Here is an 18,976-nt window from a genome sequence, read left to right on the forward strand (position 1 = left end):
CCTTCGCCAGATTGCCGCCGGCATCATTCCTGCCGAGCAATATTGCAAAGGCGCACCATGGGTCATCAAACGACGGGATATCGAAGATTCGCGTCTGATCGAGTGCGTCAGGCACTCAAGGCGTCCGTCATCACCAAGGTTGGAGCAAAAGACCCTTGACTTGCAATAACGTAGCCAGATGGGCATTATGACGCGGGACCAGGCTCCATCACCGCACTCGCGTTCCGGCCTACGATCGACCAGCCGGACCGTACCGGTTCAGGCGTTCGAGAAATGTGGGCACGCATCTCTGCCTGACCCGGGCGCGCTACCTGTCGGGCGAGACCGACATCCGGGGCAAGGTCAGCCGATGCGGCGACGAACTCGCCCGCACTGCCTTCTATGAGGCGGCCCATGCGCTACTGGTACGCAGCAAGAAATGGTCGAGCCTCAGAGTCTGGAGGTATGAACGCGGCCAAGCGGCGCGGTATGGCGCGAGCCCGGGTGCTGTCGCCCGCAAGCTTGCGGTTATCCTGCATCGTATGTAGACCGACGCGACCGAGTTCCGCTACGCGCACACAACCGGTCTTCGCAGCGACGGCATGAAATGAGACAAGAACTGGAGGAGCAAGAAACACATATTCGCCCGCAAGGGTGATGCCGGATCGTCCGTGGGGGCGATGGGCGAGGCGATCTCGGTGGGAGTCCGGAGCCTTGGGGGCCGAAAGCCTTCAAAGGTCGTGAAACAGATTGAGACGCCTTGCTCTCCTGAACCCATCATGCGGCGGCTCGGCGCCGACCGCGAAGAGAAGCGCGTGACCCGCGGACGATACGATCAGGAAAAAGAACAGGAGCAGCTTGACCTCAACGACGCAATCAGAGAGGGCTCTTAGTCTAGTTTCCGTCCACAGTGTGCTGCAGCAAGCAGAAGGAGGTTCGATGGTGAACTGACAACATGCTGAGAAGCTGCGTGAAAGATGAGGGTAGGCCCCTCGGGATCGGCTTTCAGGAGCGGGTCTCAAACCAGCCCAAGCTGCTGTGGTAGAAGAGCCATGGTGGTTAGCGTTGGGACAAAAGCCGCGGACATGATCCGGGGCAGGTAGGCATCCGGAAGATGAGCGCAAGCAAACCCTTCGATGACGCGTCGTTAGTACTCTTTGATGCCACTAAAACCGAGGGCGTGTGGATCTCTCGGGACAAGTCCCTCGGGAGCCTGATGACTGGGCGGACAGTGGACGGCGTATAGGGGGCATGAGCCGGATGCAGGCTTTTGCGCGGAACTGCAGGAACCAGCTTTCTGATGCCAAGGGAGAAGCACAAGCGGCACACCACCGTGAGGCGAGAGTACCGATGCAGGAGGCTGGGGCGGATCGACCCGTAGTAGTGACGAAGGTCCTGTAATGGAGGCTGGAGCGAAGGGGTCTGATCAGGTGGTCGTGTTTTCGAAGCAACTGGCAACAGGATGACAACGACAGATGAGACAGACAAGCCGTTTATGATCGATAAGCGGCTGGTGTACGAAGCCTACAAAGCGGTCAAATCCAGTGGTGGTGCGGCCGGCGTGGACGGGCAGACGATCGAGGCATTCGAAGCCAACCTGGGTAGGAATCTCTACAGGATCTGGAACAGGATGAGCTCGGGAAGCTATTTTCCGCCACGGTGCGTGCCGTCCCCATTCCGAAAAAGAGTGGTGGGGGCCAGCGGATTTGGGTGTGCCCACCGTGAGCGACAGGATCGCGCAGATGGTGGTCAAGCAGCTCATCGAACCGGAGCTCGATCAGATTTTCCTGTCAGATTCTTATGGCTATAGACCGGGCAAATCGGCCTTGGATGCCGTGGGGATCACGCGTCAGCGGTGCTGGAAATATGATTGGGTTCTGGAGTTTGATATCAAGGGTCTGTTTGACAACATCTCGCACGAGCTTTTGCTCACGGCAGTTCGCAGGTACGTAAAGAGCAAGTGGGCATTGCTATACATCGAGAGATGGCTGACAGCGCCCATGGAAAAAGATGGACAAAGGATTGAACGGAACTGCGGAACTCCGCAAGGGGGCGTAGTTTCGCCGATTCTTTCAGATCTTTTTCTGCACTATGCGTTTGATCTGTGGATGAAACGGACACATCCCGACCTCCCATGGTGTCGGTATGCGGATGACGGGCTGGTGCACTGCCGGACCGAGCAGGAGGCAGAAGCCGTCAAGGCTGCGCTTCAGGCGAGGTTGGCGGAATGCCAACTGGAACTGCACCCGACGAAGACCAAGATCGTCTACTGCAGAGACTCCAAACGCAGAGGGCAACATCCGAACGTGACGTTCGACTTCCTCGGATATTGTTTCCGACCGCGCGCGGTATGGGGAACGCAAAGCGGGCGACTGTTTTGCGGCTTCACTCCAGCGGTCAGTTCCTCGGCGCTGAAAGCGATGCGGGAAAAGATCAGGGACTTGCGCATCCGCCGACAGACGCAGCTCTCGTTGAACGACATCGCCCGGCTGATCAATCCGCTCCTCAGGGGGTGGATCAGCTATTATGGACGGTACGCGCCAACGGGGCTGCAGCCCATACTTCGCTACGTCAATCAGACGGTGCTTGCGTGGGCAAGGCGGAAGTTCAAGCGCTTTGGCAGAGGTAAGGCTCGGGCAAGTCGGTTCTTACAACGGACCGCCAAGCAGCGCACTGATCTCTTCGTGCACTGGCAACTCGGTCTGATCGGCACGTTTGCCTGATGGGAGCCGTGTGAGCTGAGAGGTTCACGCACGGTTCTGAGAGAGCGGAGGCGCGCAAGCGTCTCCGCTACTCGCCAACGCTTCTTTTTGCGAGCATTTGCAATGGCTTGTTGGCCGTTGATGGGCGTTGAGCGATATGGGCAGGACGTGGGACGGTGGTCTCGTCGGAAATGTGTTTGTGGGCGCGAACCCGCGCACGCCCACGAGCCGGCTGTTGCCGGTGCGACGCAAATCCGATGGGTCAGCATCAGGTCGGCTTGAGGCGCGTGAAGACGACGAGATTGTAAGCCACGACCGAGGACCAGACGTAGGTCTTAAAGTGGTCAAGGCCGCGGCAGGTGCAGCGCGCCAACCCATAAGCGCGCTTGAGGCATGAGATGTCGGCCTCGATGCCGGCACGGAAGTTACGCAGCTTGCGATAGACCCAATTGCTTCTGACTACGTCCTCGATCCGGAGGCCGGCTTTCTTTTGGAATGCCATGTGTCGATGCCCAAGGTCTTCGCTGTAGCCAGATTGTCGCGACTGGCAAAGCCGCCGTCGTCCGCCGCCTGCCGGGGCGCGTGACCGTAGAAGGCGATGTGGCGTTCCAGCATCGGTAGCAATCGATCGCTGTCGCGCGGATTGCCCGCCTTGATCACCAGATCAAGGATCATGCCGCTCCTGCCGGTGGTCAGGTTGATCTTGTGGCCGTTCGGTATCGCGGCTGCCTTTGACGATGATATCGGCATGGGGCTCGAACAAGCTGACCAGCTTGTCGCTGGCCGGCACCAACTCGCCAGCCAACACCCGCCGCTCACTCTGTGTGACAATGCGTTCGATCAGCGGCCGATAGTGACGAACCTGGATCTGCCACAGCGCGATGGGCGGCGTGCTCGCCGCGGCCAGCCGCTCAGTCGCCTGCTTCAGATAGGCCAAGGTCGCGCGGGTGATAGCGATCAACTCGCGATAGAGTTGGACCCGATTGGGTCGACCGCGCGTGAACTGGATCTTGCGGGCGCGCTTTTTGGCCGCTCGGCGGTGATCGCGCCATTCCCCCAGGGCGGCGCCGCCGGCCAAGGCATCGGCTCGCTTCAGCAGGCGCACCATGACCCGTACCGCATCCCAAAGCAGGCTGCTGTCGCTCGGCTCGTGCATGAGTGCCGAGGTCACGGTGCTGTCCAGCCGCACGACCGCGCCGTCTTCGAGCTTCGCCTGCTGCGCGCCCGACAGCAGCACCCGATTGATCTGCTCCCAGGTCTCGGGCCGGATCGCGCTGATCGTCTTTTTGCAGCACCGACTTCTGTGGGCTCCAGGACCACGGCAACCGCGCAAAGGCTCGAAATGACGCTGAATCCTCGATATGGAATGCCAGTTCCTGATAGCTCAACTGGCGGTATTGCTTGAGAAGCGCGCAAGATAAGACCGCTTCGGCAGGTAGGCCTTGCCGTCCGGTAGCCTTGACACCGAACCGAACCAAGTCTCGCGCCACCAAGCCAAGCAGATCGTGGTGCTCGTCCAGCCACTGCGACATCGTCTTCAGTTCGCGGCCGATCTCGTGCGTGGCGAAAAGATCGAATATGCTGGCTTGGACGGTGCGTTCTTGGCGCATTGTCGGCTCCGGTGGTTGCAGATTGTGCTTTGGAATCAGTGGCATGAGACCAAAGTATATCTGAAACCGCCGGGCCTTGCCTGCGTAAAGTTCCGATTCATGCAATAATATCAACATGTTGACGTTTATGGACGGAAAATAGTCTAGAGCTATTAGTCGCACTCTCTCTTTGCAGTCAGGCAACTCTGCGTGCGTCGGCCGGCAGGTCACCAGAAATGATCTCCGCAAGCATCTCGGCAGTTGCAGCCGACAAGGTCCAACCTAGATGACCATGGCCCGTATTGTAGAACACACCATGTGCCCGGCCCTTGCCGACCCGCGGCATCATATTGGGCGTCATCGGCCTCAATCCCGCCCATGGCACTACGCACTTGGTATCTACTTCCGGAAAATGCATCCGCGTCCAATCCACCAAAGGCTTAATACGGTCGTCCCGAATGTCGCGATTGGGACCGTTGAACTCAGCGGTTCCGGCGACCCGTAATCTAGACAAACCTAATCGGCTCGTAACGATCTTGGCTCGGTCATCAAGCAGGCTGACCCATGGTGCGGTTTCCTGTGACGCGGACTCATCGAGCTCGACCGTGATCGAGTAACCTTTCACCGGATAGATGTTGAGCCGATCGCCCAACCTCGCGGCAAAGTCGCGACTGCGACAGCCCGCACAGATGACGATGGCGTCTGCGCGTATTTCATGCTGCCCGGAATGTCGGTCTTCAGTACCACTTGCATAGGAAACTCGAAAGCTTTCTTGACGTTTGATGCGCCTCACGTCTGCATCGTAGTAAAAGCGAGCGCCGCGTTTTTCGCATGCCCGCGCCAGACCGATTGTGTATTTGTGGATGTCGCCGGTAGAATCCGACGGCGTGTAGAACCCACCATATAGAGTACTATGGAGAGTAGGTTCGATTGATTTCACCTCTTCCACTGTAACGGGCCGTCGATCCAGTCCACCTTGAACTAACAACTCGTTTACTGATCGCGCATGATCGAAGTCGGACTTTTCTCTATATATGTGAAGAATGCCGCGACGAACGTGATCGAAATCGATCCCTTCTTTCTCGGCGATCTCAAACATGTGCTTCCGCGCCATGATCGCGAGCTTGGTCGTCTTTATCGTGTTTCCTCGGTAATTGGGGATGTTCGCCACGAATTCCGCCAGCCAGCTGTACTTGTGCCAATTGGGCGCAGGGTTCATGAGAAGTGGGGCATCGTGTCTAACCATCCACCTGATCCCCTTGAGAATCGTCGACCAGCGGTTCCAAACTTCAGCGTTGCTTGCCGAGAGCTGCCCGCCATTGGCAAATGACGTTTCCATCGCAGCGTACCGCTGACGATCTAATACCGTGACATCATAGCCGCGCTCCAAAAGGGCATATGCAGTCGATACACCCGTTATCCCGGCGCCGATGACAACAATTTTGCGCATTTTACTCTCCAGGCAGAAAAAACGGTGCGGGTTCTGCGGGCGATCACCTAGAGCACGGAGGTGGGCGAGCACTGCCTCATTCAGGCCAGGCATCCACGTGTCACTAGAGTTCGATAGTAGATTGACTAGAATAACCCACCCTATCGGTTATCCAGATCGACCCTGACTCAACACCAAGGACTATTATCACTTCCTCGCGAGCATAGACGAACGCGCTCAGTCATGTGGAACATCAGACGACTCTCATGTCCCTGCCCACCTCAATGAAAGCTTCCACCGCGCGGTCAATATCGGCCTCCGAATGGGCGGCAGACATCTGCGTGCGAATGCGCGCATGGCCCCTTGGCACGACGGGAAAGGAGAAGCCCACGACGTAGATGCCCCGCTGGAGCAACTCTTCCGCCATCGCTTGAGCCAAAGTGGCATCACCAAGCATGACGGGAATAGTTGGATGGTTCGCGCCAGCCAGCGTGAAGCCGGCCTTCGACATTTTAGAGCGGAAGCGGTCGGCGTTGGCATAGAGCTTTTCGCGCAGCGCATCGCCTTGTTCGATCAGATCGAACACCTTCAGCGACGCCCCTGCAATGGCGGGCATCAGCGTATTGGAGAATAGATACGGCCGCGAGCGCTGGCGAAGCCAGTCGATGACCTCGCGCCTGCCCGACGTGTAGCCGCCCGAGGCGCCGCCGAGCGCTTTGCCCAGCGTGCCGGTGATGATGTCGATGCGGCCCTCGACGCCGCAATGCTCCGCCGAGCCGCGTCCATGCCTGCCGACGAAGCCGACCGCATGGCTGTCGTCCACCACGACCATACCGCCATATTTCTCCGCCAAGTCACATATGCCTTTGAGATCGGCGATCATGCCGTCCATTGAAAAGACGCCGTCAGTTGCGATCAGCTTGAAGCGGCTGCCTTCGGCCTTCTTCAGTTCCTCTTTCAGCGCGACCATGTCGTTGTTGGCATAGCGGAAGCACTTGGCCTTGGAGAGGCGAATGCCGGTTATGATCGAAGCGTGGTTCAGGGCATCGGAAATGATGGCGTCTTCCTCGCCGAACAGCGTCTCGAACAGACCGGCATTGGCGTCAAAACAGGATGAGTAGAGGATCGTGTCCTCCATGCCGAGGAAGCGTGAGATCGTCCCTTCGAGCCGCTTGTGCTCTTCCTGAGTGCCGCAGATGAAGCGGACCGACGCCATGCCGTATCCACAGCGGTCGAGCGCAGCCTTTGCTGCGTCGCGCAAATCCTCATTGTCCGCCAGGCCGAGATAATTGTTCGCACAGAAATTCAGGACCTCGCTGCCATTCGCGAGTTCGATCTTGGACGACTGCGTCGAGGCGATGACGCGCTCGGATTTGTATAGCCCCGCAGACTTCAAGCCAGCCAATTCCGCCGACAAATAAGCACTGAAAGCGTTCTTCATCGGCAACTCCGCAGGAATGGCATGGAGTACGCCCTACACAAGCATGCGCTCACCATCGAGTGGTAACCGCTGTCGATTCGCTCAGCCTCGCGCGCCACGAGGCCAGAGATAACGTCGCCAGCGTCGAGGCCGTCATAATCCAACAGGGATTGTGACACCGAGCAGACCGGCATCACCGTCTCCCCGAAGTTCGGCGGGTCGGTCGCCTCCTGAAGTAAGTGTCCTCGGCGCATGGTGCCAACTCGGCGGCGCAGAACGTTGCCGTACCATCGCGGATCGCGTGCTCGTCTTCCGAACAGCGGGTCTCGCATCGGAAGACGTATCGGGCAGTCCGCCAAATCCGATGCGGCGCCCGCCGAAGCGCGCCTGCTCGATTTTCGAAAGTTTGCGTGCCGAAAGCTCATCGAGCTCGTCGCCAAGCCGCTCGCCGAATTGCTGTCGCATGGCTCATTTCCGATCACGGGTAGAAGACGGCAGTCGACCATGCAGGATCATCGTGCTTTTGCCAGTAGAGATCCATGAGCCGGCGAGTGACGGATCCGACGAGCCCATTAGCGATCGCGGTGTCGTCGATACGGGTCACGGGCATAATGCCGCCGGCAGTCGATGTGATGAATACCTCGTCAGCCTCTTTGATCTTAGCACGACTAATATCAGCAGCCGTAGCCGACAAACCAATCTCGGCGCAAAGGTCGAACACAGTCCGGCGCGTGATGCCCGGCAACACCCCAAAGGCGGGAGTCCCCAGAAATCCGTCCTTTACAACGAACACATTGAAGCCGGGCCCCTCCGCAATGTGCCCGTGTGTATCAACGATCAGCGCTGTCTCCGCCCCCCTGTCGTAGGCGTCGAAAAGGCCCTTCACGAGATCGAGCCAATGATAGTTCTTGATCGAGGGATCGATCGATTTGGGCGGGATGCGGACGGTTTCGCTGATCGCGACGTGCAAGCCTCTTTCCAGCTGTTCCTTGTTGGCGACCGAGCCAAAAGGGACAGCAAACGCCATGAACCGGTTCTCCGCTTGGCGGGGATCGCGGCTGAAGGTCGGCGATGAACCGCGCGTGCAGATCATCTCCACGTACGCCGACTTATGCCCCGACAAAGCGACACAATTTGTCAGGATCGACTCTATTTTCTCCCGATCATAGGGAAGTTTCATTCGCAGCCGTTCCACCCCCCCAAAGAAGCGGTCAAGATGCAAATCCAGGCGGAAGAATCTGCCATTCCAGACGTGAACCGTGTCGTAAGTGGCGTCCGAGTGCAGGAACCCCCAATCGAGCACGGAGATTTTGGCCTCGGACATCGGCAGGTATTGCCCATCCATAAAAGCGACCCCGTCCGGGTAGCGCCGTTGGTCAAAGTAACGCTCATCGACGCTTGGAATCGCGGGTAACAACTGTGTCATTGGGACTTCTTCTTCCTTCCACCGAGACGGTTGCTTTGCCGCGTCGAAGATCTGGCAACTCACACCGTCCCGACGCAGGATCAATTGCGCCCCGTAGATTGCACGGTTCTCCAGTCGAAAAAGCTCAATCTGATGGTGGTCGCGCAATGGCGGTTTCAAAACGCGGCACGGAGTGATGACTTCAGCGCAGCCCGCGCAGGTCTACACCGTCACCCGCGGCTCGAACTTGACACGATCAAGCGAAATCATGCTCCGGAATTTTCGGACGTTCGATTGCTATAGAGCTTTTGTCTTGACGAAGATGGCAAAGGCCTCGCCGTCCTCAACGGCCACGATCAGCACAAAGTCGGCGTCGCCCGTAGCCGTGTGCTCGAACTGGTCGCCAGAAGAGATCCAGCAGGAGCTCGACAACAACGCGCAGGGCATCCTCGGCTATGTCGTGCGCTGGATCGACCAGGGCGTCGGCTGCTCCAAGGTGCCGGACATCCACGACGTCGGTCTGATGGAAGACCGGGCGACGCTGCGCATCTTTTCGCAGCACATCGCCAACTGGCTGCATCAGGCGTAGTCACGCAGAACCAGGTGATGGCAACGATGAAGCATGGCCTGCGTTGTCGACGGCCAGAATGTAGGGGATCCGAACTATCGCTCGAAGGCGCCGGATTTGGACAAGTCCATCGCCTTCCAGGGCTCCTGGGACCTCGCATTCAAGGGCCGTGACCAGCCCAACGGCTACACCGAGTTGATCCTGCATGCGCGCAGGCTGGAGCGGACGAACGCAAACCAAAGTGAAATCAGGACGACAGTGCTGAACCTGCCCGTTGCGGTCCGAATTATTGAGGCACCGATTTCAAAAGGAAAACTGAAGGGACTAAAGCCTCTCAGCGTTGCCGTTCGTATTGCGGGCGGCCACGCAATCGAAGCATGTATCGTCTCCATTATCGATGTAGAAGTGACCGACGAGCCTACGCACAATGCCAATTATAACCCATCTGTAACATTCCACGAAAATCGCCTCTCGGCTGCTGCCGATCCAGCACACAGGCCGCAGTTGCTTGGCCGCGATACCTACAAGAGAGAGGCTGCCGCGGCTGACAGCGAGTCGGCCAGTGAGCTGTCGAAAGGGCTCAACAATGGGCCATCATTTCCATGGCACCCATGGAGACGAAGTGCAGGTCGAAGGGCAAAACAAAAACAGGTCCGAAGCCGCGAAGCGCGGCACAGGCATTTGTCATTCCGCCTCCGCCAGCGGATTGGGAAGCTCATGCTGGACCCCACGGTCGCGATAGCGCTCCAGATGCATCCGGAGCACCGAGCGGGTAGGCCAGGGATTCTCAAGAAAAGCTTTGCGTTCCTCCAGCCAGAACGCGTCTGAAAACATGCGCGGCCTGAGCGCGTCAAATGCTGCCTCGGCTTCTTCCCGAAGGATGCGCCAAAGGTTCGTGCCCGTCAGCGTATACTGCTGGTTGAGGCACAGTGCGACCTCATGAAGATGGCAGACGAAGCAGGCGTCGATGACGAATGAGCGCACGAAACTGATATCGTCATTGGATATGGTGGATAAGATTTCCTTGCGATTGAAGGGCTTCAGGCGGTGCCCGCGTTCCTTGAACAGGGGCGCAAGCGTGCGGCCATCGCCGAAATCACGGATCAACAGTTTTCGTGGGCGGCCGGTTTCATCGAACAGGATGCTGCTGTTTTGCTGATGCGCCTCAAAGCCAATGCCGTATAGCAGATACATGCCGAGCGTCGGCCGGATCACGGTGCGTGCATAGGCGTGGAAAAATGCGGATACGGTCGCGCCGCTTTCATCGCCGTTCCTGGCGATCAATTCGCAAATGAGCGGACGACCATCGATCGGGCTTGCCGTCAACAGTGCAGCCACAGTAACGGGCAAAAGTCCGTCATTGCGTGCTAGAGCGTCGGCGTTACGATAGACAACCGAAAGAAAGCGGCCCGGATGCTCGTCGCCCGTCTCGGGGTGACGCAAGATTGCGCCCAGCTCTTCGGTGAAGATTTCCAGCCTCTCGTTAATATCCTTCTCTTTTGACAGGATATTGGAAATCAGGGTGCTGAGACGCGGCCCCATGTGAATCGACTTGTCCTGCAGGGTACGCTGTACGCTGGTCATCCAGATCGCTACCGGCACCTTGATAAAGCGCCTCGGCTCCTGTGTGTCCGGCAGCATCGTGCGGAAGGACATGGACGGCAGCGTCAGGAACTCCGGGCCATCCGGGTCGAAAACACCGGAAGCAATCTCGGACGCAAATTCACGGCGCACGAAATTCTCAAGGTGCCAGCTATGGACAGGCAGAGGAAGCCAGTCCTCAGGCGACTTCCCACGTTGATTCAGACCTTCGGCCCAATCGCGCCAGAGGTCGGGAAAGTTTTGTGAGAACCACTCCGAATAGCTGCCAACATGCGGCATTTTTTCCACATAAACCCAGCCTTTGCGCAGCCCTGTGACGCGCAGGGGCACACGAGCACCGAATTCAGGCGACAACGCACTTACGTCCTTAGGCGACAGGCCGGGCTTGGCCTTCCATGTGGGATAAAAAGGGTGACCTTCCAACGCGCCCCACTGATCGAGAGTCATGGCAGCCAGGTGCGGCGGCAAGCTCTTAGCAAGATAGGCGAGGAATCCTTGCGCGCCTGATTCAGCTACTTTCCCTCGCATCGTGGCGCTCCAGTGCTGTCGGTGGCGACGCGCCAGGACGTCGTTGTGCACGCTGTTATCGATGTCGCGCAAAAGATTTTCCAGTCCATCCGATGCAGGTGAAATCGCCAGGGCGGGCGCAACCTGCCTTATGAAACCGGAGGCGTCATCGATCCGGTGCCGGGCGCCGGTTTCGTCCAGCACTTCGATGGGACCCCGATTTTGCAATATTCCGGCAGGTGCACGACGCAAGTCGGTGAAATACAAGGTGTGGCGTGATACCCAAAGGGGGAGCCAGGCTTGGTGGCCATCGCACGCCCACAATAACCCATCTACTTCAAGAAGACGCTCGGCGAACAGGCAGCGTACCAGCCGGTTGAGCGCATTGCGCGATGCATTCACCCAAAGCTGCGCGTCGCGCGCCTGAGCTTCGGCATTCGCCGGGGCAGACATCCTCTCGTCCATTATGCTTCCTCTGGCCATTTGCTTGGGAAATACGCGGAGCGATTTCTACCACGCGCCGCCAGCAGCTCCTGCTGCCTCGCAACAAGGAAGATTCAAGGGTCGTGCCAACTGAGCAGAAGGAGCGCCAGTAAAATGTTCTGCCTACAATTCAAAGGCTTAAATGAAAGTCCATCGGCGGCAAGCCGAACGCCACCGTGTCACGGACTCGACAAAACCGATAGCTGGTGTCGGCGCCCGGCGCTTTCCTGGGAATAGTGGGCAAGACTCAATTTTCCGCGGGAGGAAGCGGAATTCACGCCTCATTCAACCGCATTCCACGGTATCCGATGTCGACTGCGTCTTTGACATTCGGCACTTGCATAACGGCGACTGAGCCTGACCGGATCCTATGACCCAATCTACGAGGCGGCCCTCGTCGGGGAACCGCTGGGGCTTGTGTCGAGACGATCGGGCACCGCATCGATGACTGTAAATGTTCCACGTCTGAACTTGGGTGCAGACCGCAAACAAACTCCAATGAGAATCATCACGAGGGTGTCGTGTCCTTCATTCGCGAAACATGCGAAACACGGGCCAAGTGGGCGACCCAGCTGATAGCTCGCCGATCCACGTGATGCTCGTCGATAGCCGGAAGCCTAAAAGGCTGTGCCATCAGAAGGTTGGCAAGCCGGTCTCTCCCGTGATGACCATCCTGACGCAACAGGAACTGCGCCCTCCGAATCGCCCAGTTCCCGAGGCAAAAAAACTCTATCCGATGTTAGACATACAAAAAAGCGGCCCGGTGTGACGACTTTCAGCGTAACCAGCCGAAAGCCACACCGTAATCCGCGGCTCGAACTTGACACGATCAAGCGTGATCATGCTCTTAAATTTTCGGACATTGGGGTTAGTATAGAGCTTCGTCTTGACGAAGACGTCGAAGGCTTCGCATCCTCGACCGCCACGATCAGACGAAATCGGCGTCGCCCGTGACCATATAGCATTGGATAACATCCCTGGCTGCCCGCATCGCGCGCTTGAATCATCGACAAGGTCCAGACGTTCGGGGTCAAGCTCTACTGTGACGACAACGGCAAGCGATTTGCAAAGAGCCTTCGGATCCACGAGCGAGATATCCGCGACGATCACGCCCTCCGCACGCAACTTGTTCACTCGGCGCATGCATGAGGCGGCCGAAGAACCGACGAGCTCCGCGAGTTCGGCAAAGGAAAGCCGATTGCTCCTTTGCACTTCTGTAAGGATTCTTCGATCTAGGTCGTCCACCGTGCGATGCCGACTATTTTGAAGATTTTATAATCACCTTTTAACGATCGATAAATTTGCGCAACATTTATTGCAATTCACTCGGCTAACTGAAACAGACAGGGCGTTTTTTTGGTCCGGCATGGAGTGCGCGCCCCTCTGAATCAACCCAGGCAGCATTAATCCGCTCGACGATGACCTACCCCTCATTGACTTTCGGTGGGCCGACCTTGGTGTTGCGGGCGGCTTCCGTCATCCGGGAGAGGAATTCTTCATAGAGAGGCCGCGCAACGAGGATCCTGCTGGGCGCGTTGCAGCTCTGTCCCGTGCACTCTCGCAGTTAAGTGCCGAGGGCGCTGCGCGGCTGAAGGCCGGCTGGAACGCCAACTACCTTGTCGGACGTCTGGAAGGGGCGCCGATTGATCGGTTCAACCAGCCTGCCAAGAATGCTAGGCCTAAAGCGTTCTGAACAGCCCTGCGACCGGCCCGGGGAAACCCAGATCGGTAGTGCTGCAATCGTCACCTTCGCAAGCACACGCTGCTGGCGCAGGATGATTTTTCTCCATGCCCTTCAACCAACGATCCCGCGCCGGTTCAGTGGGCGGCGCGCGCGGCTGAACAAGGGGAGCCGAAGGCGTGCAAGATGGGCCGGCCGGTCGGCAAGGCCCACTGTCAAAGCATCTGGATTTTCTTATGGCTGCGGTCGAAGGCGCCGGAGATGACAATGCCCGAGCTTGCGGAGCAGCTGTTGCAGGCGCAAGGGACAACCGCTCATGCCGCGTCGCTGTCGCGGTTCTGTGCCGCGGGGCGGCGCAGGAGTGCGCATGTGCTGACATGGCCGAAAAGCGCCGTGCCTGGATCGAGACGCGTCAGCCGCGTATGCCCCGCCGGCCAGGCAGGCTGGTCTTCGGGACCAGACGAGCCTCAACACCAAAATGAACCGCCTGCGTGGCCGCGCCCGTGCGGTCGGCGGCCCAAGGCCAATGAGCCTTATGGGAAGTGGGGGACGCAGATACCCTCATCGCAGGCTTACGCCACCAAGCCTTGAGTGCGCCTTGAGTAATCCCCGGCGCCATGCACCGCGCCGCATTCAATGTCTATGTCGAGACCCAGTTGGCGCCGACCCTGCAACCCGGCGATGTCGTCATCCTCGACAACCTCAGCGTCCGCACGACCGCCAGGGCTGAAGCCGCCATCCGAGCGTGCGGCGTATGGATGCTCTTCCTGCCGCAGTACTTGCCCGACCTAAACCCCATCGAAATGGCGGTCTCGAAGCTCAAGGCGCATCTGCACAAAGCTGCAGCACGCACCTTCGACGCGCTCTTCATGGCCCTGCACGGCATTGCAATCTCTTCGAGCCAGACGAGTGCCGAAACGACTTCAAAACAGCAGGATATGCTTCATAGTTTCGGCACGATGCGCTAAGGCGACGCCGCCGGCATGTCCTAATGACCTTGGACTTGCCGAGTGCACGCTCGATTGCCTGTTGGCGATCCCCAGCATTACAATGGCGCTGATTGAGAGCCGGAAAAGATGCTGTGGACGACGGTCGACAAATGGAATTGTAGACGTCACCTAAAGGAGGCACCATCATCAGCTGATCCGCTGAAAGACCTGTGTTTGAAAGCGCGGGTTCCTCATACGAAGAAAACTTTTTCTTTTGTCATAGATGAGTAAATCTAGTTGGTGGATTATCAGAATACTGGAGGAAAAAGAAAGCGTTGTGAACCACAATATTCACGTGCAACAAAATCTTGTGACGAACACCATAAGATGGCGAACTCTGCTGGTAATCATATTAAGTCTCCGCACTTTTAAAGCGATCGCATCGCCTGCGTCACCACCGAAAGTGATAGTTAGATCGGACCGATGCTCGGGAATACTACTTTTGCGGACGTCAACAGATGGTGCCCATCGGAAACCAGATCAATGGCTGACTGGAGCGATTCTAAAAACCGATGTCGGTGTAACGGTGTGCCGATCGAAATCGCCTCCAGGCTTGCCGCCTGACACCCCCACTTCTTCCCAGTCTCCGAAGTCCATCTACAGCGTCTCAAGTGACTGTCGCTTTGTCGGGTCCGCGACACAGGCTTTTGAGCCAAATCTCTAGTTTTGGTCTCAGGCTAATAGCTGAAAAGCAGCCAGATAGTTTTTCTTTGGCTCGCTCAACCAAATTGGCACAAGGTTTGCTTCGTTGGTTGCGAGGCTTCGGAAGGTGTCGACTTGCATCCATGTCGTGGCTGACATCGCAATCAATCGAAGGAAAGGAAAACATATAAGGTCTGCGTCGGATCTCATTTCTACGGGAAGAGGGCATCGATAGACCACCAATCCCTTCGTCTCAGAACGGGCCGACCTGCGCATGACCGACTCCGCCTGCTGGCGTACAATGGCTGCTATTCCGTCGTGATTACCGATCCCTTCTGAAAGCCGCCTTCGACCTGTCGCAGAACATCAATCAATCCCCGTCCCTGGGACTGAGACACTGCAGTCGCTCGTCGGCACAGTGAACCATAGCCGAAAAAGGAAACCTGTTGATGAGAAAAGTCGTTGCCGCTAAGCTTCATGGTATCACTGTGACCGACGCGGATCTGAACTACCATGGTTCAATAACTCTGGACCCAGATCATTGCGACGAGGCGGGTATTCTGCCGCTGGAATTCGTTGAGATCTGGAATAAGGCTTCAGGCGCGCGAATCAGCACGTATGTAATTTACGGTGGGAGGGGTTCTCGTTGCTGTGTGCTGAACGGAGCCGCTGCTCGCACATGCCAGGTAGGAGATGAGGTAATCGTTTGCTCCGCCGCATATATTGAGGAGCACCAGATCGCGGAGATCAAACCGCGAGTGCTGACGTTCAACCGGGACAATTCAGTCCGGGATCGCTTGTTCTACGATGGCGGGATCAAGGATGATGGAACAATGACGTTCGCGATTCGCGAGGGTTCTCCCGGCAATGCCCTGAAGATCCCGGGTCAGGCCAATTGCTGATTGCTCACAGAGTCGGACTAGAGGCGGTGAAGGACCGTCAACCAAGTGGCGTACTCGCCATCTAGGCCCCTGATAGGCCGCCGCCATCCGTGCCATCGTCCAGTTCGACATGCCTATCGGTCCCAGCATCGGCCTGATCCTGGAAGACGATCTGCTGTGGTAACACTTCGCGTATCCGCCTCAAGCTTTCGAGCATTTCCCGCCGGACCACGATGCTTTTCCTCAAACGGAGGGGGTTGAGGCCTGGTCTGCCTGGCGCCTCGCCGGCGGGGTCGCACGCACGAGCCATAGGCTCGAACACTGCAGCAAAATGACACCAACGCCACGCCACCGCGCGAGGTTTCCGAGAAGCGAGCGGCGCCGGCTTGTGCGAGGTTTTCGCCTGCGCCTGCATGGATGGTTCCATTCTCATCAAGCGCGCGGCTCGTCTCCTGCATGCCTTCAAGGCCCCAGTCGAGCGTATGGTTATTCGCGCGACTAAGCATATTGAAGCCCATCGCCTTTATGGTCACCGGCGGCCAGGTTCCCGACTGCAAGGCGGGCGAAGTCTTTCTCGAACAGATGCCCGAAATCGGTCTCGTCAACCTCGACAAGGGCTACGACAGCAACGATTGTAGATTGTGGTTGGCGGACCATAGGCTGCAGGCACGTCGCGCCAGCGGGAGCCAGTCTTGAGAATATGCAGGATACCCGAAATCACCGTTCGATCATCAACCCGAGGTTTTCCCGTTTTGCCACGAGGAAGATGCGGTTCCATCGCCTCCACGCCTCATCCGACAACCAAAACAGGCTCTTCAACATCTGTCCGACCTCCAGCGACTCATTGAAGGTCAAGAATATCAAACAGAACCAGTCTATTGTATGGGTTCCCAACCTAGCTGCCCGCCTACAAATCTTGTGTTGACCATCGGATACTTGCGAAGCCTCAGCGAGGTTGTCGAAAGTTGTTATGAATGGAACCAGCGTGTAGATCTGAAAAAAGCGATTTCTATGTCGCCGGCAAGTGCTTCACTTTGGGCCCATAGTCAGCATTCCGCGCCTCGCGATCTTATCCTTCGGGCAGATCGTCCAACCAGCAGGCGCCCTCGAGGTACCGCCGGGAAAAGATTTTTCCGATCTTTTCCGGAGTCTTGCTTTGGTGATATCGCATATACACGCGGTTATCGGCTCCAAGGTCGAGGATCTCGATCTTTCCTGTGTAATGGGACATAATGTATTTGAATGTCTTTTGGATGCCGCTGAGACGTTGGTTGATGCCATGCCCAATCTCTAGTCCGCGGCGCAGTGGAACTTGAAAATGCGATGCGCCTTTCACCGGCCTGCCCTGAAAGAGATAATACGGGCGGACACCCATTTGGTGACACTTGGCGAAGGTCGCAGCCAATATCTCGGGATCGTCGTTGACTTTCGCAAGAAGCACGGACTGATTGAGGAACTGCACGCCCAGTGCGCGCAAGGAGCGAATGGCGCGCTCTGCACCGATCGAGATTTCACCGATGTGATCGAAATGTGTGACAAACACTGCGATCTTACCAGCCCCGTGGATTCGTTGGAACAAAGCCGGGAGAGCGGAATCCTCGAAGCGCTTAGGCTGGTAGGCGACCATTTTTGTGCCGAATCGAATTGAATCCAAGTGTGGGATCGGCAGCAGATGATCGAGAATTTTGTCGAGCTTAGCGGTGCTGAGCATGAACGGGTCGCCTCCCGATAGCAGCACGTTCGTAATCTCAGGATGGCCGCCAATATATTGCGCGATTTGGGCGAAATCAGCTGTGATTTCATCGGAGTCCCTGCCAACGATGCGTTTACGAAAGCAATAACGGCAATATGAAGCACAACGGTCCGTTACCAGCATCAAAGCGGTCTGAGCGTATTTGTGCTGAAGTCCTGGCATAACCGTATTGTCGTGCTCGCCACTCGTATCCAGATTGCCGGGACTCTCAAATTCGTCGATTGAGGGCTCCACAATGTACTTAAGCTGGTCGTAGTGACCACTGTTGGTGATCTGTTCGCGATAGAATTTTGTGACATGATAACGCGTGATGCTATTGGCTTGCGGCTCACCCTCCGTAACGACGCGCGTCCCCTCGATGAAATTCATGACCTCAGTGTGGGGCTCAGGGCCTGAGTTGGCGCGCGATGACTGAGGCAGGGAAACGCGAGGCGCCGACGAGGTTGCCCCCGCGTTCCGCTCGCGATAGTTCAGGCCCAGGTCCTCGCAGACCGCGATCGCCTCCGGATCCGGCTGCGTCTCAACCAGCTCGTGAATGCGGCGGTTCTGCGCATAGGCCGCCTCCGTCGGGTTCGACTGAACAACAAGACGGTGACGTTCCTCCGCCAACGGAAGCGGCGCCGACCAGACCCGCTGCCCGAGGTCAGCCGCTAGCCGGCTCAGCGCCTGCTGCCAATAGCTCGCAAACCGCTCGACCGTGCTCCGCTTAAACAGTGATGTCGCGTAGATCAGCCTCCCACGAATCGCCTCTCCGACCTCAGCAAGGTCAAGCGCAAGATCATATTGCGCGACCCGGTCGTCAACGCCGACGTACTCAAGTTCGAGCCCCGGGAGCTTCGTCGGCTCCGTGCCCTTGTTTTGCCATGCAAGTATAACCTGGAAGATCCGGGTGTGAGCACGGGTGCGGGGCGGGTTGACGAGTTCCACCACTTGCTCAAACGGCAGATCCTGGTTCGCCTGAGCCCCAAGCGCGGCGGCATTCACCCGGTCCAGCAATTCCTCCAGAGTCGGATCGCCCGACAGATCGATCCGTATCGCCACGGTATTGACGAAGAGGCCGATCAGCCCCTCGCTCTCGGAGCGCGTGCGGTTGGCGCTCGGCGTGCCGATCACCAGCTCGTCCTGTTCCGACAACCGCGCCAGCATCAGCGCCCAGCCCGCCAGCAGGGTCGCGAAAAGCGTCGTCCCATGACGCCGGCTCAGCGCCTTGAGCTGCGCGGTCGGCGGCTCGTGCAATGCGAACTCGACGTAACTGCCGCTGTAGTCCTGCTGCGCCGGACGCGGCTGGTCCGTCGGCAGCTTCAGCACCGTTGGTGCGCCCGCCAGCGTCCGGAGCCAGTATGCCG

11 protein-coding genes and 5 pseudogenes are annotated in these 18,976 nt (G+C 57.7%); 6 read left to right on the top strand and 10 right to left on the bottom strand.

The window, feature by feature from the left end; genetic code table 11:
• Window positions 1-195: 195 nt before the first annotated feature.
• A pseudogene (locus ABVQ20_RS39725) lies at window positions 196-527 on the top strand (transposase); the annotation flags it as partial.
• 914 nt (window positions 528-1,441) lie between these two features.
• Window positions 1,442-2,702: pseudogene (ltrA, locus tag ABVQ20_RS39730) on the top strand (group II intron reverse transcriptase/maturase).
• A gap of 247 nt (window positions 2,703-2,949) precedes the next feature.
• Here ltrA and ABVQ20_RS39735 read toward each other — a convergent pair.
• From ABVQ20_RS39735 to ABVQ20_RS39750, 4 genes and pseudogenes are all read right to left on the bottom strand, one after another.
• Window positions 2,950-4,291, bottom strand: a pseudogene (locus tag ABVQ20_RS39735) (ISNCY family transposase).
• A gap of 175 nt (window positions 4,292-4,466) precedes the next feature.
• Window positions 4,467-5,720 (bottom strand): D-amino acid dehydrogenase, encoded by a 1,254-nt coding sequence (locus ABVQ20_RS39740; RefSeq protein ID WP_354465266.1) that lies wholly within the window; start codon window positions 5,718-5,720, stop codon window positions 4,467-4,469.
• A 232-nt stretch (window positions 5,721-5,952) separates the two neighbouring features.
• Complete coding sequence (locus ABVQ20_RS39745; RefSeq protein WP_354465267.1) at window positions 5,953-7,140, bottom strand: glycine C-acetyltransferase; 1,188 nt, start codon at window positions 7,138-7,140, stop codon at window positions 5,953-5,955.
• Window positions 7,141-7,597: 457 nt separating this feature from the next.
• Window positions 7,598-8,545: an aminotransferase class IV gene (locus ABVQ20_RS39750; RefSeq protein ID WP_354465278.1), complete on the bottom strand. Its 948-nt coding sequence runs from the start codon at window positions 8,543-8,545 to the stop codon at window positions 7,598-7,600.
• A 355-nt stretch (window positions 8,546-8,900) separates the two neighbouring features.
• Here ABVQ20_RS39750 and ABVQ20_RS39755 point away from each other — a divergent pair.
• Window positions 8,901-9,329 (top strand): annotated as a pseudogene (locus ABVQ20_RS39755) (malate synthase G); the annotation flags it as partial.
• Window positions 9,330-9,776: 447 nt separating this feature from the next.
• Here the strand turns inward: ABVQ20_RS39755 and ABVQ20_RS39760 are convergent.
• The 3 genes from ABVQ20_RS39760 to ABVQ20_RS39775 form a co-directional block, all read right to left on the bottom strand.
• The gene (locus tag ABVQ20_RS39760) at window positions 9,777-11,666 is read right to left on the bottom strand and encodes an IucA/IucC family protein (protein WP_354465269.1); all 1,890 of its coding nucleotides are present in this window, start codon (window positions 11,664-11,666) and stop codon (window positions 9,777-9,779) included.
• A gap of 747 nt (window positions 11,667-12,413) precedes the next feature.
• Window positions 12,414-12,929 carry an Lrp/AsnC family transcriptional regulator gene (locus tag ABVQ20_RS40670; RefSeq protein WP_435528517.1) on the bottom strand — a complete coding sequence of 172 codons (516 nt, stop codon included), beginning with the start codon at window positions 12,927-12,929 and terminating at the stop codon, window positions 12,414-12,416.
• Between the two features lie 178 nt (window positions 12,930-13,107).
• The gene (locus ABVQ20_RS39775; RefSeq protein WP_354465281.1) at window positions 13,108-13,248 is read right to left on the bottom strand and encodes an aldehyde dehydrogenase family protein; all 141 of its coding nucleotides are present in this window, start codon (window positions 13,246-13,248) and stop codon (window positions 13,108-13,110) included.
• A 734-nt stretch (window positions 13,249-13,982) separates the two neighbouring features.
• On the opposite strand from ABVQ20_RS39775, the gene ABVQ20_RS39780 reads away from it, so the two are divergent.
• Window positions 13,983-14,333 carry a transposase gene (locus ABVQ20_RS39780; RefSeq protein ID WP_354465271.1) on the top strand — a complete coding sequence of 117 codons (351 nt, stop codon included), beginning with the start codon at window positions 13,983-13,985 and terminating at the stop codon, window positions 14,331-14,333.
• 1,112 nt (window positions 14,334-15,445) lie between these two features.
• Window positions 15,446-15,898 (top strand): aspartate 1-decarboxylase, encoded by a 453-nt coding sequence (gene panD / locus ABVQ20_RS39785; protein ID WP_354465272.1) that lies wholly within the window; start codon window positions 15,446-15,448, stop codon window positions 15,896-15,898.
• A gap of 113 nt (window positions 15,899-16,011) precedes the next feature.
• Here the strand turns inward: panD and ABVQ20_RS39790 are convergent, their stop codons facing one another.
• A complete protein-coding gene (locus ABVQ20_RS39790; protein WP_354465274.1) occupies window positions 16,012-16,395 on the bottom strand; it encodes a CapA family protein in 384 nt (127 codons plus the stop codon).
• Between ABVQ20_RS39790 and ABVQ20_RS39795 the strand changes: the two genes are divergently transcribed.
• Window positions 16,334-16,573, top strand: a complete 240-nt coding sequence (locus tag ABVQ20_RS39795; RefSeq protein WP_435528518.1) for a transposase — start codon at window positions 16,334-16,336, stop codon at window positions 16,571-16,573. The genes ABVQ20_RS39790 and ABVQ20_RS39795 overlap by 62 nt on opposite strands.
• On the opposite strand, the pseudogene ABVQ20_RS39800 reads toward ABVQ20_RS39795, so the two are convergent.
• Together ABVQ20_RS39800 and ABVQ20_RS39805 are read right to left on the bottom strand one after the other, a co-directional pair.
• Window positions 16,482-16,699 (bottom strand): annotated as a pseudogene (locus tag ABVQ20_RS39800) (transposase); the annotation flags it as partial. The gene ABVQ20_RS39795 and the pseudogene ABVQ20_RS39800 sit on opposite strands and share 92 nt — an antisense overlap.
• Window positions 16,700-16,946: 247 nt before the next feature.
• The coding region (locus ABVQ20_RS39805; RefSeq protein ID WP_354465276.1) for a condensation domain-containing protein at window positions 16,947-18,976 on the bottom strand (2,030 nt) is incomplete at its 5' end.

The sequence above is a fragment of the Mesorhizobium shangrilense genome, assembly GCF_040537815.1.
In the GTDB taxonomy this organism is placed as follows: domain Bacteria; phylum Pseudomonadota; class Alphaproteobacteria; order Rhizobiales; family Rhizobiaceae; genus Mesorhizobium; species Mesorhizobium shangrilense.